This window comes from Flavonifractor sp. An4, from assembly GCF_002161755.1.
Taxonomy (GTDB): Bacteria; Bacillota; Clostridia; order Oscillospirales; family Oscillospiraceae; genus Flavonifractor; species Flavonifractor avicola.
Genome location: NZ_NFIL01000018.1, coordinates 33,064 through 54,176, shown reverse-complemented (window position 1 = coordinate 54,176; position 21,113 = coordinate 33,064). Strand labels below are relative to the sequence as shown.

Here is a 21,113-nt window from a genome sequence, read left to right as displayed (position 1 = left end):
CCCAATATAAGCGGATTATAGCTTGTATTTGATTAAAGAACATAGTATAATAATATACTGCTTCTTTTGCGTATTGCGGCGGGCCGGGGATCACCGGCAGCCTTGTTGGCCGGATCACCGGACCCGGCCCATATTCGATTAGAGAGGGTTCGGCATGACATGAATCGTACGTTGGAACATATCCTTCCCCGGGTGCAGAAGCCTGCACGCTATACCGGCGGCGAGTATAACGCGGTGGTGAAGGACCGGCGCCAAGTGGATGTGCGCTATGCACTCTGCTTCCCGGATACCTATGAGATCGGAATGTCCAATCTGGGTATGCGTATCCTTTATGGAGTTATGAACCAGATGGACGGCGTTTGGTGCGAGCGGGTGTTCGCACCCTGGGGCGATATGGAGGAGGAGATGCGCCGGGAGGGCATCCTGCTCTATGGCCTGGAGAGCGGCGACTCCATCGCAGACTTTGACCTGATTGGGTTCTCCCTGGGCTATGAGATGGCATATACCAATGTGCTTAATATGCTGGATCTGGCCGGGCTGCCCCTGCGCTCCGAGGAGCGCTACGGTCTGTCTCCCATTGTGATCGCCGGCGGTACCTGCGCCTACAATCCGGAGCCCCTGGCCCCCTTCGTGGACATCTTTGTGCTGGGCGAGGGCGAGGACGTGAGCGTAGAGATTATTCAGCTCTACCGCAAGGCCCGGGAGGAGTGCTGGAGCAAGGATGAATTCCTGGCTGCCGCTGCTCAGATTCCCGGCCTGTATGTGCCCTCCCTGTATGAGGTGTCCTACCGTCCTGACGGCACTCTGGAGCAGGTTGTTCCCCATGAGGGCGCCCCTGCGGTGGTGACCAAGCGGATCGTCCAGGATTTTGACAAGAGTTACTTCCCGGTGAAGACCATTGTGCCCTCCACCGAGATCGTCCATGACCGGGTGATGCTGGAGCTGTTCCGGGGCTGTATCCGGGGCTGCCGGTTCTGTCAGGCGGGCTATGCCTACCGGCCGGTCCGGTCCCGTGACCCGGAGATCCTGCTGAAGCAGGGCATTGAGGCTTGTAAGGACTCCGGCTATCAGGAGATGACGTTGTCCTCCCTGTCTACCAGCGATTACCGGCCTCTGGAGCACCTGTGCGACGGGCTGCTGGACTGGTGTGAGCCCAACCGGGTGTCTCTGTCCCTGCCCTCCCTGCGGGCGGATAACTTCTCTCTGGGACTGATGGAGCGGGTGCAGCACGTCCGTAAGTCGGGCCTTACCTTTGCCCCTGAGGCGGGCACCCAGCGCCTGCGGGACGCCATCAACAAGAACGTCACTGAGGAGGACCTGCTTCGGTCCTGCCGCACTGCCTTCTCCGGCGGCTGGTCCAGCGTAAAGCTCTATTTCATGCTGGGTCTGCCCACCGAAACTGACGAGGATGTGCTGGGTATTGCCGACCTGGCGGAGAAGGTCTACAAGACCTGGAAGGAGGTCACCCCCAACCCCAAGCGGGGTGTGACCATCACAGTGTCTACTGCTTGGTTTGTGCCCAAGCCCCACACCGCCTTCCAGTGGGAACCTCAGATCACCATGGAGGAGTATCAGCGGCGGGTCAAGCTGCTGCGGGAGCATATGCGGGGCCGGTCCATCAAGTACAACTGGCACGACTCCCAGACCAGCTTCCTGGAGGCGGTCTTTGCCCGGGGCGACCGGAAGGTGGCTGACGTCATTGAGACCGCCTGGCGGCAGGGCGCCAAGTTTGACGCCTGGAGCGAGTATTTTGACTTTGACCGCTGGCTGGCCGCCTTTGAGGCCTGCGGCGTGGACCCCGCTTTCTATGCCAACCGTACCCGTGAGAAGGACGAGCTGCTGCCATGGGATGTGACCAGCGTGGGCGTGACCAAGAACTTCCTGTGGCGGGAGCGGGAGCGGGCCTATGAGGCTGTCATCACCCCCGACTGCCGGGTCCAGTGCACCGGCTGCGGTGCCAATAAGCTCTATCCGGGAGGAAAATGTGATGCATAGACTGGCATTTACCAAGGCGGACACCGCCAAATTCATTTCCCACCTGGATCTGATGCGTACCTTCCAGCGGTCCTTCTTGCGGGCGGGTATCCATATCAAGCATACCGAGGGCTTCAATCCCCACGCATTCGTTTCCATCCCCCTGCCCCTGTCGGTGGGCTACTCCAGCAGCTGTGAGGTGCTGGAATGTGAGGTGCTGGACACGCCTCTGGAGGAAGTTCCCCAGCGTATGAACGCCGCCCTGCCTGCCGGTATTACCGTCCAGCGGTGCTATGAGGGTGTGCGCCCGGTGAAGGAGCTGTACTATGTCAACTATATCGTCACCCTGGAGTATGAGGCTGGCGCCCCCTTCGGGGCGGAAGCCGCTATCCGGGGCCTGCTGAGCCGGGACAGCCTGGTGATGGAGAAAAAGAGCAAGAAGGCCAAGACCGGCAAGGTGGAGGTGGACCTGATCCCCCTCATCGCCAAGGCCACCGTGGAGGAGCGGCGGGACACCATCGCCCTGGACCTGATCCTGAAGGCCCAGAATCCGGGCCTGAATCCGGAACTCATTGTGTCGGCTATCCGCACCTACTGTCCAGACGCCGCCCCCGATTATGCGGTGTTTCACCGCCGGGCGGTGCTGGATGAGCAGTTCCAGCTCTGGGAGTAATTGCATCAAAAGGAAAACGGACTTTTCGCCTTTGGGCGGAAGGTCCGTTTTTGATGGGAAACGAGCGCTCATTTTTGAAGAATCGATAATTGACAAGGGCAGAGGGGAGGGCTACAATGAGGCCTGTTGTACCGGCGGGACAGGCCGGTACGGATATCCCGGAAGCGAGGCGAACTTAACCAATGAAAATACTCTGTCAATTCGGCGTGATCTTCGGGGTGTGCTGGGTGAGCCAGATCCTGGAGAACCTGCTGCCCTTTCCATTCCCAGCCAGTGTGATCGGTATGGTGCTCCTCTTTGTGCTGCTGGCCACCGGTGTGCTCAAGCTGGAGCACGTTCGCGAAAAGGCCGACTTCCTGCTGGCTAACATGGCCTTCTTTTTCCTGCCCGCCGGGGTCAGCGTTATGAACTACTTTGACGTATTGAGCAGCGCCCTGGCGCCCCTGCTGGTGATCTGCCTGGTGACCACGGTGCTGGTGTTTGGCGCCACCGCTCTGAGCATCAAGCTGACTCTGCGGCTGATGGGAAGGGGGAAGCGCCGTGTCTGAGTGGACCAATTCTCCCTTCTTTGGGGTGGCGCTTAGTGTACTGGCCTTTTGGATTGGTGTGAAGATCCAGAAAAAGACGGGCCTGGTGGTATGCAATCCGCTGCTCATCGGCGTGATTCTGGTGATCGGACTGCTGCTGGCTCTGGGGATTCCCTACGAGAATTACGACCAGGGAGGCAGCCTTATCAATCTCTTCCTCTCTCCTGCCACTGCCTGTCTGGCGGTGGCCATCTACAGCAAAGTTCAGCTGCTGAAGGAGAATTGGCTGCCCATTCTGGTGGGCTGCGTGGTGGGCTCCCTGGTGTCCATGGGGAGCATCTTGGGGCTGTGCCGCCTCTTTGGGCTGGATGAGGCTATGACAGCCTCTCTGCTGCCCAAGTCGGTGACTACCCCCATTGCGGTCAGCGTGGCCCAGGCTCACGGCGGCATTCCCTCTATTACCGTGGTGGCGGTGATCCTCACCGGTATCCTGGGCAGCATCCTGGCCCCCCTGCTGATCCGCCTGTTCCGGGTGAAGGACCCAATTGCCGCGGGTCTGGCCATCGGGGCCTGCTCCCATGCGGTGGGTACTTCCAAGGCTCTGGAGCTGGGCGAGACCGAAGGTGCCATGAGTGGTCTGGCCATCGGGGTATGCGGCCTTGTGACCGTGCTCTTTTCTCTGATTCTGCTGTAAAAAAAGATCGGGCGCATTGCGCCCGATCTTTTTTTTACAGATCGATGGGGTCCACATCCACGGGATGGGTCTTGCGGTACTCCTTGGTCCACTGGGACAGCTGGAAGATGGTCCACAGATCGGACACGCCGGCATACAGCAGTACGATGCCGATGACCCGGAAGAGGGCGGCCTCAGCCAGCAGGGGGTGGAACACCACAAAGATGCCCAAGCCGGCGGAAACCAGAGAGAGGATCAGGTTGATGTTCCAATGGGAGTAATCCATCCGCTGCAGCTCCAGGGTGCGCTTGACGCTGAGCAGAGCGTCAATGGCGATATACAGGCCCAGGATCACAGGAATAACGCCCTGAATCAGCGGGGGATAGATGACCATGACAGCACCGATGGCGGCAGCCACGATGCCCAGGAACAGTCCCAGGAAAGCGCTTCCCTTCCGGTCCTCGCTGCGGTAGAAGCCCACAATGGCAAAGATACCGTAGAGCAGCAGAATGGCGCCGAAGGCATAGCAGATGATATCCATGACAATGGTGGGCCACAGGATGAGTACAATGCCCAGGATCAGATAGAGAATGGAGAGAAAGACAAAGCTGACCGTCATATTTTTCAGACGTTCTTTCATAATAAGACCACCTTTCTCCAGTGTTACAGGCTTGGGGCCTGCCAGCCCTTGCATACATCGATCCAGCCGGCGCTGTTGGACAGCTGGGCCAGCTCGTCACAGTTGAGCCTGACGGCGGAGGCTGCATTGCCGGCGGCGGGGTAGATGGTGTCAAAGCGCTGAAGGGAGATGTCCAGATAGGTGACGGTGTTGGGGTGGGTGATGCCAAAGGGACACACGCCGCCGATCTGATGGCCGGTAAAGGCTTCCACCTGCTCCGGAGTCAGCATGGTGGCCTTGTGGTGGAACTGGGCCTTGAATTTGGCGTTGTCGATCTTGGCGTCACCGGCGCAGACGATGAGTACGGCACCGGCCTCATGAACAAAGGAAAGGGTCTTGGCAATGCGGGCGGGCTCGCAGCCTACGGCCTGGGCAGCCAGCTCCACAGTGGCGCTGGATACGTCAAACTCCCGGATACGGTCCTCGTAGCCCCGCTGGCGCAGATAAGTGCGGCACACTTCAATGGACATTTTACTTCCCTTCTTTCTTGGCCTCAGCCTTGGCCAGGAACCGGTCAGCCTGAATGATGAAGCGCTGATGCTCTCCCTTGCCGATGGGACCGGCCTCGTCAAAGGCGGCCACGGTATAGGTGAGCTTGCGGCCCTCCACAGCGGTGACCTCCGCCTCGGCCCACACCTTCATACCCACAGGGGTGGCGGCGTCATGGCTGACGTTGAGCAGGGTGCCTACGGTACCCTGCCCCTCTTCCAGCTGGGCCTGCACCGCATTGACGGCAGCATTCTCCATCAGGGCGATCATGCAGGGGGTGGCAAACACGGGAACCAGACCGCTGCCCACGGCGGCGGCTGTATTTTCAGGGGTGACCACAATTTCGGCCCGGCCCTTCATACCTACAGTAATGGACATAAGAGCGACTCCTTTTTTCTGAAATCAGTTCGTACGTGTACTATTTTACATCAATCCCCAGCATAAGGCAAGCGGAAAGCCGCACATTGCTGTGCGGCTTTCCGGAGATGGGATTTAGTTGGAGGCCAGCATGAGACGGGTCCACTCAGAGTCGTAGAGGGCCAGGGTCTCGGCGGGCAGGTTCTTGAAGCTCTCGCACTGGTCCAGAATGCTCTGGTCGGGATAGGCATAGGGATCGCCGGAAACCTCGGGGTCCAGCTCCTCCCGGACGGAGAGCAGGGGGGAGGAGTACCAGATCTCCTCACAGTTCTTCAGACCGGCGGCGGTGGAGCACATATAGTTGATGAAGATCTCGGCGTTCTCCTTGTTCTCGGCGTTCTTGGGGATGCACATGGCGTCCACATACAGGTTGGTGCCCTCCTCAGGCAGGCAGAAGGCCAGATCGGGGTTGATCTCCTGCATGGTCAGGAAGTCGCCGTAGTAGTAAGCGCCGATGGCGGCGGAGCCGCCCTGCATCTTCTCAAAGATCTCGTCCATGACGTAGGACTGGACCAGGGGCTTCTGCTGGATGAGCAGGTCCACGGCCTCCTTGATCTGAGCCTCGTCGGTGGTGTTGTAGGAGTAGCCCAGGTACTTCAGGGCCACGCCGATGGCGTCCCGGGAGTTGTTGAACATGAGGATCTGGCCGGCGTAGCTCTCATCGAACATGGTGCCCCAGCTGGTGGGAGTCTCCTCCACCATGGTGGTGTTGTAGATGATGCCCAGAAGGCCCCACATATAGGGCACGCTGTACAGGTTCTCCGGGTCGTAGTCCGGGTTCTTGAGGGCGGGATCGATGTCCTCAAAGTTGGGAATGTTGTCGAAGTTCAAAGGCTCCAGCATATCCTCTTCGATCATACGGGAGATCATATAGTCGGAAGGGATGACCACGTCGTAGCTGGCACCGTCGTTTTTGAGCATACCGTACATGGACTCGTTGCTCTCGAAGGTGTCGTACACGACCTCAATACCGGTCTCGGCGGTGAAGTCCTCCAGCACGGACTCGTCAATATAGACGCCCCAGTTGTAGACGTTGACGACGCCCTTGTCGGCGGCGCCAGGTTCGTTGGCATCACCGGAGTTGGTGCCGCCGCAGCCGGTCAGTGCCAGACTGAGGGAGAGTGCGGAGGCGGTCAGAAGTGCGAGAGACTTTTTCAATTTCTTTCTTTATCCCCTTTCGGAAATGATGATTATAACAGCCCGGAGGGCGTGTTACCAGAGGGCGGGCTTACCGGCCCGGGTTGAGTTTGGCCTTCCGGCGGGCGGCAGCGTTCTCCTGGCGCACCTGCCGGATGTTGACGGTCAACAGCAATGCAAACACACAGATAAACATGAGGGTGGACAGGGCGTTGATCTCGGGCGTCACCGGCTTTTTCACCGCGGTATAGATCTCCACCGCCAGAGTGGTGACGCCGGAGCCCTTGGTGAAGTAGCTGATCACAAAGTCGTCGATGGACATGGTGAAGGCGATGATCAGGCCGTTGAGCACGCCGGGCATGATCTCAGGCAGGATGACTTTGCGGAAGGCGTACCATCCGGAGGCCCCCAGATCCTGAGCCGCCTCATATACGTTGGGGTCCAGCTGCCGCAGCCGGGGCATCACCGACAAGATCACATAGGGTGCGTTGAAGGTGATGTGGGCCAGAAGCAGGGTGCCGAAGCCGGTGCGCCAGCGGACACCCAGCCACTGGCTGAGGAAGCTGTCGTTAAACACACCGATGGCGAACACGAAGAGCAGCATCATGGACACGCCGGTGATGATGTCCGCGTTGGTCAGGGGAATGTTGTTGATGGACATACACACACTGCGGGAGCGGCGGCGCATACTGTAGAAACCGATGGCGGCTGCGGTGCCCAGAATGGTGGCGATAAAGGCGGCCAGCACCGATAGGATAATGGTGGTCCGCAAGGCTCCCAGCAGGCGGGTGTTATGGAACAGCTCTACATACCAGTCCAGGGAGAAGCCGCCCCAAACCCGGTTGCTCTTGGTGGCGTTGAAGGAAAAGATGATGAGCAGGATGATGGGGGCGTACAGGAAAACGTACACCAGCAGGGTAAACACCCGGGAGGGAATGCGATGCTTTCTCACAGCACAGCCACCCCCTCTTCACCTTCGCCAAAGCGATTCATAATGGCCATCAGGATCAGTACGATCACCATCATCACCAGGGCGATGGCGGAGCCCAGGTGGGGGTTGTAGGCGTTGCCCAAAAACTGCATTTCGATCAGGTCGCCCAGCAGCAGGGTCTTGCCGCCGCCCAGCAGGCGGGACAGGGCGAAGGTGGACACCGAGGGAATGAACACCATGGTTACTCCGGACAGCACGCCGGGGAGAGACAGGGGGAAGATGACCTTCCGGAACACCATGGAACTGCTGGCTCCCAGGTCCTGGGCGGCTTCGATGACCTTGGGGTCGATCTTGTCGATGACCGAGAAGATGGGCAGCACCATAAAGGGCAGGAAGTTGTACACCATGCCCAGCACAATGGCGCCCTGGGTATTGATCATGTGGAAACAGGTCAGATTGGTGCCGAAGATGGTGTTCCACAGATCGAAAAAGCCGATGGCGGACAGGAACTGATTGATGAGGCCGTTGTCGTCCAGGATGGACATCCAGGCGTAGGTCCGCAGCAGGAAGTTCATCCACATGGGCAGCATGATGAGCATCATGGCTACCTTGCGTACCATCAGCTTTTCCCGGGACAAAAAGTAGGCCAGGGGGTAGCCGATGAGGATGCAGATGGCGGTAGCCACAAAGGCCAGGACAAAGGAGTTGCGGAAGGCGGGGACGTAGGTCCCCATGTTGCTGAAGTTGTCCAGGGTAATGCTGCCGTCCTGACCGGTAAAGGCAAACACCACCACCAGAATGAGGGGGGCCACCACGAAGATGGCCATCCAAACCACATAGGGCGCGGCCAGCCACTTATTCTTCATCGTCGCTGTCCTCCTCCAGCCGGTCCTCGTTGAGCTCGTCATACTCGGAGGAGTAGGAGCTGTAGTCGCCGAAGGTGCCGGAGTATTGGCTCTTCTTCATGATATGGAAGCCGTCGGGGTCAATCTTCACCCCAATCTTTGCCCCCACGGGGGAGTAGTCGGTGGTCTGGATGAGCCACTTGAAGCCCCGGAAATCCACGATGATGTCGTAGTGGATGCCTTTGAAGGTGACCTCGGTGACAGTGCCGGTGAGCTGGCCCTCGGCCTCGGGCACGATGTCGATGTCCTCGGGGCGGATGACCACGTCCACCGCCTCGCCGGGGGCAAAGCCCTTGTCCAGGCATTTGAACTTCCGGCCGTACATTCCAACCACATAGTCCTCGTGCATGATGCCGTCGATGATGTTGGACTCACCGATGAAGTCGGCCACAAAGGCGTTCTTGGGCTCGTTATAGATGTCCTCGGGGGTGCCGATCTGTTGGATCTTGCCCTCGTTCATCACCACGATGGTGTCCGACATGGTGAGGGCCTCTTCCTGATCGTGGGTGACGTAGATAAAGGTAATGCCCACCTGCTGCTGGATGCGCTTGAGCTCGATCTGCATATCCTTACGCAGCTTCAGGTCCAGGGCGCCCAGAGGTTCGTCCAGCAGTAGAACCTGGGGGCGGTTGACGATGGCCCGGGCGATGGCGACACGCTGCTGCTGGCCGCCGGAGAGAGAGTTCACCGACCGCTTGCCGTAGCCGGCCAGGTTGACCAGGGCCAGAGCCTCCTCCACCCGCTCCTTGATCTCGGACTCCGGGACCTTGATCATCTTTTTGGGGTCCTTGGGATCGGGCACTTTGTTGACCCGCAGGCCGAAGGCCACGTTTTCAAAGATGTTCATGTGGGTGAACAGGGCGTATTTCTGAAAGACGGTGTTGACCTTCCGCTTGTGAGGGGGAACGTCATTAATCCTCACGCCGTCAAAATACACGTCGCCGGAGGTAGGCTTCTGAAAGCCGCCAATGATACGAAGCGTCGTGGTTTTGCCGCACCCGGAGGGACCGAGCAGCGTGAGGAACTCCTTGTCATTGATATAAAGGTTGATGTGGTCCAAAATGACGTCGTCGTCAAATTTCATGAAGCAATCCGACAGGCGGATCAGTTCCTTGGACATTTATCCTCCCCCATTTCTAAACGGTAGTAAAGGGCGTACCCAAACCGGCGGTTGGGTACGCCCTTATGACGAAACAAATATATATGGAATTGCGAAAAATGTCAATAATAAAACCGCTTTTTTTTCAGGGATTTTACGGCCGCTAACTTTGATGCCAAGTGTGGTGGCAACAAAGTTATCAGAGGATTATCATATGAGGTGAATAAAAGGGACATAGGCAGCCCTTTTGCTGTTAAAACAGATTGAACGGCCTGGGACAAACAGGTATAATAGAAGCTGAAAAAAGCTTTCTTATGTGGCTGGAGCGGCAAAGATCCGGGGGATGGTAACTGTGAAAGAATGCTATCATGATAAAAAACGGCTTATTGCCTGTTTTGCCAGTGTGATGTGCGGAATACTCATCCTGACCGGCGTATGGTGGGGGAGCCACGCCCGGGCATTCCGGGTCTTGCTGGAGCAGCTGCCGACGGCCGACGGCTGCGGAATGCAGTTTTATGTGAGCGATGAGGACGGAAAACGGGAGCGGAGGACCATTGACGATCCGCAGGACCGCGCGGCGGTACTGGCCGAGGTGGAACGGTTGGATTTTTCCAGGCCCAGGCTGTCAGACGATCTGTGGGACGCGGCGGAATATTATAGCTGCTTCTGGATAGAGATCTATGGGACGTCGTACCTTCTGGAGCTTCAGATCCCATTGGACGATCCGCAGCAGGCCCTTATCCGGGCCGACGGAAAGGCGTTCCATGTGGAGGGCGGCGAGGCGTTTTTGACGGCCCTGGAAGGCTGGTTGTACGAGTAGAGAGATGGAAACAAACAGTCTGCGGCGCCCTGACCGGGCGCCGCAGACGATTTTCTATTCTTATTCCCCAAAATATTCCGCCACAAAGTCCACGTTTTCCACCGTGAACACCTTACCTCTTAAATACTCCAGAAGTCCCGCGTCGGTGGGGAAGGTAAACTCCAGCTTGTAGGAGTACAGGGCCTGGAAGGAGCGGCCGTACTGCTTGTTGTCCCGCTCCCGGCCGTACTTGCCATCCCCCAGCAGAGGGTGACCGGCGGCGGCAAACTGGGCCCGGATCTGGTGGGTGCGTCCGGTCAAAAGCTCGCACTCCACCAGGGACAGCCCCCGGTTGACCTTTAAGGTCTTATATAAGGTAGCGGCGCTCTTGCCGCCGGGCACCGGTTTGTGGAACACCTTCACCTGGGCGCGGCTCTCATCCTTCAGCAAAAAGCCCTCCAGCTTGCCCTGAGGCGGGGCCATGCGCCCGTGGATGATGGCCAGGTAGAACTTGGCGATCTCCCGATCCTTGATCTTCTGGTTGAGGATCCGCAGGGTCTCGGCGTTCTTGGCCGCCATAACGATGCCGCCGGTGTTCCGGTCGATGCGGTTGCACAGGGCGGGGGTGAAGGAGTGCTCGTCCCGGGGATTCCACTCCTTCTTTTGATAAAGGTAGGCCTGGATGTGGGTAATGAGGGTGTTGACCTTCTCGTGCTCGTCGGCGTGGCACAGCAGGCCGGGCCGCTTGTTGAGGAGCATCAGGTTCTCATCCTCATATACGATGTCCAGCTTGGGCTTGAACACCGCCAGGAAAGCATTATCTTCCCGGGGCTGGTCAAAGAACTCATCGTTGATGTATAATTGCAGCAGGTCCCCCACCTGGAGCCGCACATCCCGGGCGGAGCCCTTGCCGTTGACCTTCACTCGCTTGAGGCGGATGTATTTCTGAGCCAGGGGAGCGGGGAGGAGAGGCAAGGTCTTGCCCAGCCACCGGTCCAGCCGCTGCCCGGCGTCATTTTTTCCAATGGTAAATTCCCTCATAGTGACCTCCAGTACGTCAGAGACGTATCTTTTAAGCAGTCCCTATTATACTGAACAGGCTGCCCCAGCGCAAGTGGGGCGGGGATTTGGCCTGAAAAAAGTGGTAGAAAAAAGTTGAAAAAAAGATTTGACAACCGGAAGTATTTTCGCTATAATATTCCGCGTACCGTTATGAGGAGGGTATTATGCGCTTCAATCTGAAGGAGATACTTCATGTACCGGGCGCGTCCCTGCCCTTTGCATTCCAGCTGGATCTGTCCGACTTGGATTTCTATGGGGAGCGGCCCTTTGCCCATCCCATCGTGATCCATGGGACGGTACGCAATATGGCGGGTGCGCTTATGCTGGAAGGAAGCGCGGACACCACCCTGGAACTGGTGTGTGACCGCTGCCTGAAGCCCTTCCGTCAGGAGTTGCGTCTGCCCGTCAGCACTCTGCTGGCAGAGACCCTGGAGGATGAGGAGAACGACGAGATCGTGCTTCTGGAAGACGGCGCCGTGGATCTGGACGAGGTGTTCACCACGGCTTTGGTGCTGTCTATGGATTCCAAGCACGTCTGCTCGGAGGACTGCAAAGGCCTGTGTGCCACTTGCGGCGCCAACCTGAACGAGGGCCCCTGCGGATGCAGAAAAGAGATCGATCCACGTTTGGCTGCACTTGCGCAGCTGTTGGATAAAGATGAGTAAGATTTGCCCGGCCAGGGCATGAACCTAAGGAGGTGTCATAGATGGCAGTCCCTAAGAGTAAAGTGTCCAAGCAGCGCCGGAATAAGCGCCGCAGCTCCGTGTGGAAGCTGGAGACTCCCGGCGTCACCACCTGCCCCAAGTGCGGTGCGTTCCGTCTGCCCCACCGGATGTGCAAGAGCTGCATGAGCTACAATGGCCATGAGCTGGGCAAGGTGGAAACCGCTGAGGCGAAGTAAATAGCCGAAAAAGAACGAGGGGAGACAAGCCCCTCTTTCTTTTTGCCCGGAAATCGGGTAAAATGAAGTGAAATGCCCTATATACCATAGGATCCCGGGAAGGAGCGTGCCCATGAGCCTGACAAAAATTGCATCGGTGGACCCCCACAGTCCGGCCCGAAAGGCGGGGGTGCGCCCGGGGGAAACCCTGACCCACATCAACGGCCATCCCATTGTGGATGTGCTGGACTATAAGTTCTACGCCTACGACCCCAAGCTGGAGCTGACCCTGACAGAGCCGGAGGGAGGCAGCCGTACGCTCCGCATCCGCAAGGCGGAGGGAGAGGATTTGGGGCTGAATTTTGAGACCTACCTCATGGACCGGGCCCGTTCCTGCGCCAATAAGTGCATCTTCTGCTTTGTGGATCAGATGCCCCCCGGAATGCGGGATACCCTTTATTTTAAGGATGACGATGCCAGACTGTCCTTTTTGATGGGCAACTATATGACCCTCACCAACCTGTCCAAGCGGGAAATTCAGCGGATCATCGATTTGCGGATCAGCCCCATCAATATCTCGGTCCACGCCACCGATCCCGAGCTGCGCACCGCCATGCTGAAAAATCCCCGGGCGGGGGAGTGCCTGGACATCATGTCTCGGTTTGCCCAGGCAGGGATCGAGATGAACTGCCAGGTGGTGGCCTGCCCTGGCATCAATGACGGTCCCGCTCTGGCCCGTACCATGGAGGACCTGGGCCAGCTCTATCCTGCGGTGACCAGCGTGGCGGTGGTGCCGGTAGGTGTGACCAAGTTCCGGGAGGGACTGTGTAGCATCGAGCCCTATACCAAGGAACAGGCTGCTGCGCTGATCGACCAGGTGGAGGATTTTGCTGCCCGCTTTATGGAGAAAAAGGGTACCAATCTGGTGTGGTGCTCCGATGAGTTTTACCTCATTGCCGGACGGGCGCTGCCGGGGAAGGCTTATTATGAGGATATGGACCAGCTGGAAAACGGTGTGGGAATGCTGCGGCTGCTCCTCCATCAGGCCTCCATGGCCCTAGAGGAGGAAGAGCCGGAAGAGACGGAGCCCTTTTCCATTGCCACCGGCCTGTCCGCCGCCCCCTTTGTGCAGGAAATTGTTGACAACGCCCGGAATCAGTGTGGTAATATAAAAGGAACGGTCTATCCTATTATCAATCGTTTCTTTGGGGAGACCATCACGGTCTCCGGCCTGATCACCGGAACCGACCTGATCGAGCAGCTCAACGGCAAGGATTTGGGCAAGCGGCTGCTCATCCCGGATAATATGCTCCGGGCAGGAGAGCAGGTATTTCTGGACGACGTGACCGTGGAGCAGGTGGAGCAGGCTCTGGGCGTGACTGTGGTTCCGGTGCCTGCCGACAGCGGCTTTGACTTGGCGGATGCCATCCTGGGCCGGGAAGTAACAGCCCAATGCCCCGTTCTCCCACCGGAGGCGGAGTATTATCGATATAACCCGTCGTCGTAGCAAAGTCCATTCCGTTCGTGACGCCCTGGTGGGCATCCCTTACTTCATTCCCTTGCTCCTCCTCTCCCAGCCGAACCCGCTGCGCTGGGCTTCGGCTGGGGGCCCAATGAAAGGATGATCCAATGAAACCTTTAATTGCTATCGTGGGACGGCCCAACGTGGGCAAGTCCATGCTCTTTAATAAGCTGGTGGGCCAGCGGCTGTCCATTGTGGAGGACACCCCCGGCGTCACCCGGGACCGGCTGTATGCCGAGGCCGAGTGGCTCAACCGGAAGTTTGACCTGGTGGATACCGGCGGTATCGAGCCGGGCACTGACAGCGAGATCCTGGCTTTCATGCGCCAGCAGGCGGAGATCGCCATCCAGAACGCCACCGTTATCATCTTCCTGTGCGACGTCAAGACCGGCCTCACCGCCTCTGACCAGGAAGTGGCCAATATGCTGCTGCGCTCCGGCAAGCCGGTGGTGCTGGCGGTAAACAAGATGGACCAGGTGGGCCACACCAATCCGGACATCTACGAATTCTACAACCTGGGCCTGGGCGATCCCATCGCCGTGTCCGCCGTTCACGGCCACGGTACCGGCGACCTGCTGGACGAGTGCTTCAAATACTTCCCCCCGGAGGACGAGGAGGAAGAGGACGACGACGTCATCAAGGTAGCCATCATCGGCAAGCCCAACGTGGGCAAGTCCTCCCTGGTCAACCGGATTTTGGGGGAGAAGCGGGTCATCGTCAGCGACATGGCAGGCACCACCCGGGACGCGGTGGACAGCTACTTTGAGAACCAGAAGGGCAAGTACCTGCTCATCGACACCGCCGGAATGCGGAAGAAGTCCAAGGTGGACGATCCCATCGAAAAGTTCTCCGTGCTCCGGGCCACCATGGCCATCGAGCGGGCCGACGTGTGCCTCATCCTGATCGACGCCAACGAGGGTGTGACTGAACAGGATACCAAGGTGGCCGGTCTGGCCCATGAGGCGGGCAAGGCCTGTATCATCGTGGTCAACAAGTGGGACTCCATCGAGAAGGACGACAAGACCATGGACCGGATGCGCCAGGATGTGCGCCGGGACCTGTCCTATATGACCTACGCCCCCATCGTCTTTATCTCCGCCCTGACGGGTCAGCGGGTGGACCGGCTCTTTGACCTCATCAACTATGTCAATGACCAGGCCTCCCTGCGCATCACCACCGGTATGCTCAACTCGGTGCTGGCTGACGCCACCGCTCGGGTGCAGCCCCCCACGGACAAGGGCCGTCGACTGAAGATCTACTATATGACCCAGATCGGCATCAAGCCCCCTCATTTCGTCTGCTTCTGCAACGACGCCAAGCTGTTCCACTTCTCTTACCAGCGCTATCTGGAAAATCAGATCCGCTCTACCTTCGGCCTGGAGGGTACGCCGGTGCGGCTCACCATCCGGCAGAAGAGCGACAAGGAGGGGTAAGTCCATGCCGGCAGCTTCGATGGAAATGATCCTTTTGGTGGTGGCTGCAGTGGCGGTCATTGCCTACTTCTTCGGCTGTTTCAATGGGGCGGTCATTGTCTCCAAGTATATCCTGCGCAACGACGTGCGCAAGCATGGCAGCGGCAATGCGGGCCTGACCAACTTCTACCGTACCTTCGGCGGTCCCCTGACCCTGGTAGTCATCCTGACCGACGTGCTGAAGGCGGTAATCGCCATCCTGCTGGGTCAGTGGCTTTTCAGTATGGTTACTCCGCCCCAGGACTGGCAGGCCATCTGGCCGGTGCTGGGTAAATACTGGGCCGGTACCTTCTGCCTGCTGGGCCATATGTTCCCCTGTATGTTTGGTTTCAAGGGCGGCAAGGGGATTCTGTCCGGCGGTACCATCGCCATTATGATGGACTGGCGTATCGCGCTGGTGGTGTGGGGCGGGTTTATTATCCTGGCCGCCATTACCAAGTGGGTCTCTCTGGGTTCCATCTGGGCGGGGGCCTCTTTCCCCTTTGCCAGTTGGTTTGTCTATCAAAATCTGGTGATTCTGGTGATCGCCATTTTGATCGGTGGACTTGTGGTGTGGAAGCACCGGGGTAATCTGGTGCGTATTCTGAAGGGCACCGAGTCCAAATTCAGCCTGCATCATAAATTGAACGGGGGTACTTCGAAGTGAAGATCGCGGTACTGGGAAGCGGCGGCTGGGGCACGGCCCTGGCGCTGGTGTTGCTGGAAAATGGTCATGATGTGACCTTGTGGTCCTATACGGAGGAGGAGTCCGCCGTACTGCGTCAGACGGGAGAGAACCCCATGCTGAAGGGTGTAGCTCTGCCCAAGGAGCTGAAGCTGACCTCTGATCTGGTCTGTGTGAAGGGCTGCGGCGCGGTGGTGCTGGCCACCCCGTCCTTTGCCGTACGTACTACGGCTAAGGCCGCGGCGTCTCTGCTGGAGCCTGGTGCGGTGTTGGTATCGGTGTCCAAGGGCATTGAGAAGGATACCTCTCTCACCCTCACCGACGCCATTGAGCAGGAGGTGGGCGATGCCCATCCCATCGTAGCCCTCTCCGGTCCCTCCCATGCGGAGGAGGTGGGACGGCATATCCCCACCGTGGTGGTGTCCGCCTCCAAGGATCGCTCCGCCGCGGAGCAGGTCCAGGACCTCTTTATGAATGAGCGCTTCCGTGTGTATGCCTCCGACGACGTGGTAGGCGTGGAGCTGGGCGCAGCGCTGAAGAATGTCATCGCTCTGTGTGCCGGTATCAGCGACGGTATGGGCTACGGTGACAACACCAAGGCGGCCCTGATGACCCGGGGCCTTACCGAGATCGCCCGGCTGGGCGTGGCCATGGGCGGCCGCCGGGAGACCTTTGCCGGCCTGTCCGGTGTGGGTGACCTGATTGTTACCTGTACCTCCATGCACTCCCGTAACCGCCGCTGCGGTATTCTGATTGGTAAGGGCACTCCCACGCAGCAGGCGGTCAAGGAGATCGGTGCTGTGGTGGAGGGCTACTATGCCGCCGCCAATGCCCGTACCCTGGCCCGGAAGGTGGGTGTGGAGATGCCCATCACTGAGGCGGCCTATCAGGTGCTCTACGAAGGTAAGGACCCCCGCCAGGTGATCGTGGATCTGATGACCCGGGAGCGGAAGCACGAGCTGGAGGATAGCTGGGTTTAAGGCCTCCTAAAAAAATTTCAAAAAATCGAAAAAAGTACTTGCATTCCTCTAAGAGGTGTGGTAATATAATCAAGCCGTCTGAAACACGGCGGCGATCTCCGGGTGTGGCGAAGTTTGGTATCGCGCTTGAATGGGGTTCAAGAGGCCGCTGGTTCGAATCCAGTCACTCGGACCATCTAATGGTAATCCGAATTACATTATCCAAGTGGGTAATGTAATTCGGATTTATCATTTTTGTTGAAAATATGTTTTGGAGAAGCGATAGGGAATATTCCCTATCGCTTTCTATTTTATCACATATGTGTTATTCTTAATGAAACGGATATGTTTATAACTTAGAGGGGGAACTAACATGAGAAAGCACATGAAAAAGATCCTGATTGCTTTGCTGGCCTTAATTGTCCTTTGTGCTGGTGTGTGGCGTTTGCGGCCGCATTCTTTAGCGGATATCATTTCTGTTGATGAAAGTGCAATTATTAGTCTTGCCTGTACTGCAAATATCAGTGGAGTTAGCAAGGATGGAACGCCATTTATTGATAACTATGAATTGCAAGCGCTAACAGGCGGCAGCAAGGATTTTATCGCAATCATCGATATATTAAATCAATCTGGATACCAGCAGAACTTTCAAAATTTATTCCCCTGGGCAATCACATCTGTCAGTTCAAATGGCAGTTCTATGAATGCAAACATTTTCCTTGTATGGGGGAGCACAGAAAAGGAAACGTGTTTTTTGACGGTTTACGACGATGGAAAAGTAGTTGTTAGTTTGGGAGAGAATAATGGATTTTTAGTTTATCATGCAACGGATCGTTCTATGTTGGATCAGCTTGTGAACTATGTGCAAGAACATGGGACAAAAACTGATAAATGATATGATTAAGGCGGGAACATCGCTTCAGATGTTCCCGCCTCTTGTTGTTCCTGTTTTATCTTATTCCGTTCCTGGGATACGAAAGAGATCGATCACAGGAAAAGGCTGCTGCAGCCCTGAACCGCCAGGAACAGGACCCCGGCAGAGAGCAGGGGTGCGATCTTGCTTGCCGGACTGGAGGCCAGACGCTGACAGATGGCGGTAAACAGGAAGGTCAGCACCATAAACGCAGCCCAGCTCACCAGGGCAAACCGGAGCAGCTCCTGACCGGACATGAGACCTGCCGCCAGAGGCAGCAGAACGAAGGTCAGCGCGCTGAGCAGCGCTGTCACAGGCCAGCAGCGCCCCTCCACCGGCTTCCCGGAATAATGCTCGAGAATCAGGGCCACCAGGGAGATCCCGCTGACCAGCATCAGGTCCAGCGGCGGCAGGATGGCGGCGGGAGCAAAGGCGTGCTCTGCCAGATAGCCCAGAAATACCAGGCCCGCAACCACAGCCAGGAAGGTATTCAGACGATAGGTATTTTTCATCACATCAACCTCCCCATTCGGTGGCGCTGGAGCCAATATCCGCGCCGGTTACAAAGGCACTGGCTGAGGTAACAGCCTTGGCCACCGCCTTGGAGGTAACGGTGGCGCCGGTGAGGGCGTCCACATTTTCGCCTACGGTAAAGGTGGTGCCATTCCAGAGGAACTGAGACAGGAAGGATACATCGGAGAGGGCCTCCATGCCAAGCCCGTAGGTCTCCTGCATATCCCGCACCACCAGACTGGCAATGGTGCCGTCCAGATTGACGCCTACCAGCATGGTGATATCGCCGGCATATCCGGCGGTGACCGTTTCGATCACATAGCCGTTATCTGCCTTGTAGACCGCGGAGATAGCATCGTCCTCGCCGGTGTACTCCTCCTGGACAAAGGATTCTGCGCCGGGCAGAAGGCTGGAGAGGATGGACTGCAGCTCCTGTTCCTTGTTTTCCTGAGCAATGGGGGAGAGCACGGTGGTGCCCAGGAACAAAACCAGGGCGGCGATAAGAAGGGCAGCCACAGGCTGGATCAACTGTTTTACGTTCACTGTACGCCGCCTCCTTTCACAGTACCAAAGCGCTTGGGGGGTGTGAGCCGGTCCAGGCTCCAGGCACAGGCGTTCATCAGCAGGATGGCATAGGTGACCCCTTCCGGGAAAAGTCCGTAGTAGCGGAAGCAGACGGTCAGTACGCCGCATCCCACGCCGTAGATCAACTGGCCCATGGGGGTAACAGGGGAGGTGGCATAGTCGGTGGCCATAAAGAAGGCGCCCAGCAGCACGCCGCCGCCCATCAGGCTGTAGAGCATCCACAGGACGGGGTCCTGGCCTTTGGAGAAGATCAGGGTAAGCAGTGCCACAGAGCCCAGGTAGGCCACCGGAATGCGCCAGGAGATCACCTTGCGCAGCAGCAGGTATCCGCCGCCCAGCAGCAGGGCCAGGGCGGACACCTCGCCGATACAGCCGCCCATATTCCCCAGAAATACATCCAGCAGGGACTCCGTAGGCAGCGCAGGCATCTGCATATGGTGCAGAGGGGTGGCGGAGGATACGATGTCCACTGAGACCGACAGCGGGTCCAGGGAGGTACCAGGCGCCGCATAGCGGACCATCCAGCTGGGCCAGAACAGGACCAGGAAAGCCCGGGCAGCCAGGGCAGGGTTAAAGATGTTCTGTCCCAGACCGCCGATCAGCCCCTTGACCACCACAATGGCAAAGACACCGCCCACAGCCGCCAGCCAGTAGGGGGCGGAGGCGGGGAGGGTCATAGCCAGCAGAACGCCGGTCACCGCTGCGGACAGGTCCGGCAGGGTGTTGCTCTGCCGGGTGACCATGCGGTAGAGCCACTCAGAGAGCAGGCAGGCCAGCACGGTGACCGCGGTCAGGACCAGGGCTCTGATACCAAAGAACCACACACCGGCCGCAAGGGCGGGAATCAGCGCGATCAGCACCGATCCCATCAGACGGCTGGTGCGGAACCCGCTGTGAATGTGCGGAGAGGATGTTACAAGCAGTTTCATGCTTTCTTTGCCTCCTTCAGCTGCTGTTTGCCCGCACGGAACCGCTCCACCAGCGGGAGCTGTGCCGGGCAGGTGTAGCTGCAGCTTCCGCACTCGATACAGTCCGTCAAATGCAGTTTCTCAAGTTCCTTCCAGTTCCCGGCCTGTTCAAAGCGGTACAGGTACAGAGGCTGCAGGTGCATGGGGCAGACGGACACGCACTTGGCGCAGCGGATACAGGTCTGGGTTTTGGACTGGGGAACTGTGGCTTTCAGGCACAGAATGGCGTTGGTGCCCTTTAACACCGGTACGGCCAGGTCCTTTTGGGCAAGGCCCATCATGGGGCCGCCGGACAGCACTTTCTGGGTGTCCTCCGCCATGCCGCCAGCAGCGTCAATGGCCTGCCCGAAGGTGGTACCAATGCGGAAAATCATATTCTTGGGCGCCGCAGCTCCGTCGCCGGTGACCGTCACAATGCGGCGGGTGACCGGCTTTCCCTCGTATACCGCCTGATAGACGGCGGCAGCGGTGGCTGCGTTGAACACGGCGCAGCCCACGGCGGCGGGCAGCTTGCCCGGAGGGACCTGTCGGTTGGTCACGGCCTGGATCAGCTGCTTCTCCGCGCCCTGGGGGTAGCGGGTGGGCAGTACCCGCAATTCGATGGATGAGTCCTTGGGCAGGGCGTCCCTCAGGATGCGGATGGCCTCCTGCTTGTTGTCCTCAATGGCAATCACCGTATGCTTGGGTGCGAGGGTATGGATCAGGGTCTCCGTTCCCCGGATCACCTGCTCCGGATAAGTACAGATGAGGGTATCGTCCGCCGTAATATACGGCTCGCACTCACAGGCGTTGATGATGACATAGTCCACCTGGCCCAGTGCGGAGAAGGCCTTCACGTCTGTGGGGAATGCGGCGCCGCCCATACCCACGATACCTGCATCCCGGATGATGCGGAGGATCTCGTCTCCAGAGAGATCCTGGTGGGTCAGATGGGGCTTTAAGGTGTCGTCCGGTGTGTCTGTATAGTCATTCTCGATCACCACGGACAGTGCTTCGCTGCCGCCGGGGTGGGGACGGGGCTCCACAGCCACCACTTTACCGGAGACAGAGGCATGGATGGGGGCGCAGATTCCTTCGCCATCGCCGATCTTTTGTCCCATTTTGACCTGATCGCCCACCTTGACCACGGGGGTGCAGGCTGCGCCGATATGCTGGATCATGGGCAGGACGACCTGCGCCGGCAGGGGTGCGGGAATGGGGGCCGCGCCCCGGGAGAGAGCTTTATGTCCCTCTGGGTGGATACCACCCCAAAACAATTTTCTCATTCTTTCC

General features: G+C 58.2%; 24 protein-coding genes and 1 tRNA gene. 13 read left to right on the top strand and 12 right to left on the bottom strand.

Annotation, left to right across the window (positions count from 1 at the left end):
* The first annotated feature begins 159 nt into the window (after positions 1–159).
* The 4 genes from B5F94_RS09375 (at position 160) to B5F94_RS09360 (ending at position 3,868) form a co-directional block, all read left to right on the top strand.
* Positions 160–1,995, top strand: coding sequence for a TIGR03960 family B12-binding radical SAM protein (locus tag B5F94_RS09375; RefSeq protein WP_087329667.1), 1,836 nt, complete (start codon positions 160–162; stop codon positions 1,993–1,995).
* Positions 1,988–2,647, top strand: a complete 660-nt coding sequence (locus tag B5F94_RS09370) for a TIGR03936 family radical SAM-associated protein (protein WP_087329665.1) — start codon at positions 1,988–1,990, stop codon at positions 2,645–2,647. The genes B5F94_RS09375 and B5F94_RS09370 overlap by 8 nt, the downstream gene beginning before the upstream one ends.
* Positions 2,648–2,829: 182 nt before the next feature.
* The gene (locus tag B5F94_RS09365; RefSeq protein ID WP_087329663.1) at positions 2,830–3,195 is read left to right on the top strand and encodes a CidA/LrgA family protein; all 366 of its coding nucleotides are present in this window, start codon (positions 2,830–2,832) and stop codon (positions 3,193–3,195) included.
* Positions 3,188–3,868 carry an LrgB family protein gene (locus tag B5F94_RS09360; RefSeq protein WP_087329661.1) on the top strand — a complete coding sequence of 227 codons (681 nt, stop codon included), beginning with the start codon at positions 3,188–3,190 and terminating at the stop codon, positions 3,866–3,868. Before B5F94_RS09365 ends, B5F94_RS09360 begins: the two co-directional genes overlap by 8 nt.
* Before the next feature lie 34 nt (positions 3,869–3,902).
* On the opposite strand, the gene B5F94_RS09355 is transcribed toward B5F94_RS09360, so the two are convergent.
* The 7 genes from B5F94_RS09355 to B5F94_RS09325 all read right to left on the bottom strand — a co-directional run bounded on the left by B5F94_RS09355 (position 3,903) and on the right by B5F94_RS09325 (position 9,525).
* On the bottom strand, positions 3,903–4,487 hold the full coding sequence (locus tag B5F94_RS09355) for an HdeD family acid-resistance protein (RefSeq protein WP_087267054.1): 585 nt from the start codon (positions 4,485–4,487) through the stop codon (positions 3,903–3,905).
* A 23-nt stretch (positions 4,488–4,510) separates the two neighbouring features.
* Entirely contained in the window at positions 4,511–4,996 is a 486-nt protein-coding gene (locus tag B5F94_RS09350; protein WP_087329659.1) for a YbaK/EbsC family protein, read from the bottom strand.
* 1 nt (position 4,997) lies between these two features.
* Entirely contained in the window at positions 4,998–5,393 is a 396-nt protein-coding gene (locus B5F94_RS09345; RefSeq protein WP_087329657.1) for a thioesterase family protein, read from the bottom strand.
* Between the two features lie 114 nt (positions 5,394–5,507).
* On the bottom strand, positions 5,508–6,590 hold the full coding sequence (locus tag B5F94_RS09340) for an ABC transporter substrate-binding protein (RefSeq protein ID WP_087329655.1): 1,083 nt from the start codon (positions 6,588–6,590) through the stop codon (positions 5,508–5,510).
* 70 nt (positions 6,591–6,660) lie between these two features.
* Positions 6,661–7,521, bottom strand: a complete 861-nt coding sequence (locus B5F94_RS09335; protein ID WP_087329653.1) for an ABC transporter permease — start codon at positions 7,519–7,521, stop codon at positions 6,661–6,663.
* The gene (locus B5F94_RS09330; protein ID WP_087329650.1) at positions 7,518–8,366 is read right to left on the bottom strand and encodes an ABC transporter permease; all 849 of its coding nucleotides are present in this window, start codon (positions 8,364–8,366) and stop codon (positions 7,518–7,520) included. Before B5F94_RS09330 ends, B5F94_RS09335 begins: the two co-directional genes overlap by 4 nt.
* Positions 8,356–9,525, bottom strand: coding sequence for an ABC transporter ATP-binding protein (locus B5F94_RS09325; RefSeq protein WP_087189156.1), 1,170 nt, complete (start codon positions 9,523–9,525; stop codon positions 8,356–8,358). Before B5F94_RS09325 ends, B5F94_RS09330 begins: the two co-directional genes overlap by 11 nt.
* A gap of 331 nt (positions 9,526–9,856) precedes the next feature.
* On the opposite strand from B5F94_RS09325, the gene B5F94_RS09320 reads away from it, so the two are divergent.
* Positions 9,857–10,324: a hypothetical protein gene (locus tag B5F94_RS09320; protein WP_143383271.1), complete on the top strand. Its 468-nt coding sequence runs from the start codon at positions 9,857–9,859 to the stop codon at positions 10,322–10,324.
* Between the two features lie 60 nt (positions 10,325–10,384).
* Here the strand turns inward: B5F94_RS09320 and B5F94_RS09315 are convergent, their stop codons facing one another.
* Positions 10,385–11,344, bottom strand: coding sequence for an RluA family pseudouridine synthase (locus B5F94_RS09315; protein WP_087329646.1), 960 nt, complete (start codon positions 11,342–11,344; stop codon positions 10,385–10,387).
* 185 nt (positions 11,345–11,529) lie between these two features.
* On the opposite strand from B5F94_RS09315, the gene B5F94_RS09310 reads away from it, so the two are divergent.
* The 8 genes from B5F94_RS09310 to B5F94_RS09275 all read left to right on the top strand — a co-directional run bounded on the left by B5F94_RS09310 (position 11,530) and on the right by B5F94_RS09275 (position 17,757).
* Positions 11,530–12,030, top strand: a complete 501-nt coding sequence (locus B5F94_RS09310; protein ID WP_087329644.1) for a YceD family protein — start codon at positions 11,530–11,532, stop codon at positions 12,028–12,030.
* Positions 12,031–12,071: 41 nt separating this feature from the next.
* Positions 12,072–12,266 (top strand): 50S ribosomal protein L32, encoded by a 195-nt coding sequence (gene rpmF, locus B5F94_RS09305; RefSeq protein WP_087189152.1) that lies wholly within the window; start codon positions 12,072–12,074, stop codon positions 12,264–12,266.
* Positions 12,267–12,378: 112 nt separating this feature from the next.
* Positions 12,379–13,752 carry a DUF512 domain-containing protein gene (locus B5F94_RS09300; RefSeq protein WP_087329642.1) on the top strand — a complete coding sequence of 458 codons (1,374 nt, stop codon included), beginning with the start codon at positions 12,379–12,381 and terminating at the stop codon, positions 13,750–13,752.
* Positions 13,753–13,874: 122 nt separating this feature from the next.
* Entirely contained in the window at positions 13,875–15,200 is a 1,326-nt protein-coding gene (gene der / locus B5F94_RS09295; protein ID WP_087189150.1) for a ribosome biogenesis GTPase Der, read from the top strand.
* 4 nt (positions 15,201–15,204) lie between these two features.
* Positions 15,205–15,885, top strand: a complete 681-nt coding sequence (locus B5F94_RS09290; protein ID WP_242955467.1) for a glycerol-3-phosphate acyltransferase — start codon at positions 15,205–15,207, stop codon at positions 15,883–15,885.
* Complete coding sequence (locus B5F94_RS09285) at positions 15,882–16,883, top strand: NAD(P)H-dependent glycerol-3-phosphate dehydrogenase (RefSeq protein WP_087329640.1); 1,002 nt, start codon at positions 15,882–15,884, stop codon at positions 16,881–16,883. Before B5F94_RS09290 ends, B5F94_RS09285 begins: the two co-directional genes overlap by 4 nt.
* Positions 16,884–16,981: 98 nt before the next feature.
* Positions 16,982–17,058, top strand: a tRNA-Pro gene (locus B5F94_RS09280).
* Between the two features lie 177 nt (positions 17,059–17,235).
* Complete coding sequence (locus tag B5F94_RS09275; protein WP_087329638.1) at positions 17,236–17,757, top strand: hypothetical protein; 522 nt, start codon at positions 17,236–17,238, stop codon at positions 17,755–17,757.
* Between the two features lie 92 nt (positions 17,758–17,849).
* Here the strand turns inward: B5F94_RS09275 and B5F94_RS09270 are convergent, their stop codons facing one another.
* Genes B5F94_RS09270 through rsxC form a run of 4 tightly spaced genes read right to left on the bottom strand, consistent with a single transcriptional unit; the run spans position 17,850 to position 21,106 of the window.
* Positions 17,850–18,287 carry a hypothetical protein gene (locus B5F94_RS09270; RefSeq protein ID WP_087329636.1) on the bottom strand — a complete coding sequence of 146 codons (438 nt, stop codon included), beginning with the start codon at positions 18,285–18,287 and terminating at the stop codon, positions 17,850–17,852.
* Positions 18,288–18,291: 4 nt separating this feature from the next.
* The gene (locus B5F94_RS09265; protein ID WP_087329634.1) at positions 18,292–18,831 is read right to left on the bottom strand and encodes an FMN-binding protein; all 540 of its coding nucleotides are present in this window, start codon (positions 18,829–18,831) and stop codon (positions 18,292–18,294) included.
* On the bottom strand, positions 18,828–19,802 hold the full coding sequence (locus tag B5F94_RS09260) for an RnfABCDGE type electron transport complex subunit D (RefSeq protein ID WP_087329632.1): 975 nt from the start codon (positions 19,800–19,802) through the stop codon (positions 18,828–18,830). The genes B5F94_RS09265 and B5F94_RS09260 overlap by 4 nt, the downstream gene beginning before the upstream one ends.
* Positions 19,799–21,106 carry an electron transport complex subunit RsxC gene (gene rsxC, locus B5F94_RS09255; protein WP_087329630.1) on the bottom strand — a complete coding sequence of 436 codons (1,308 nt, stop codon included), beginning with the start codon at positions 21,104–21,106 and terminating at the stop codon, positions 19,799–19,801. Before rsxC ends, B5F94_RS09260 begins: the two co-directional genes overlap by 4 nt.
* Positions 21,107–21,113: the final 7 nt, after the last annotated feature.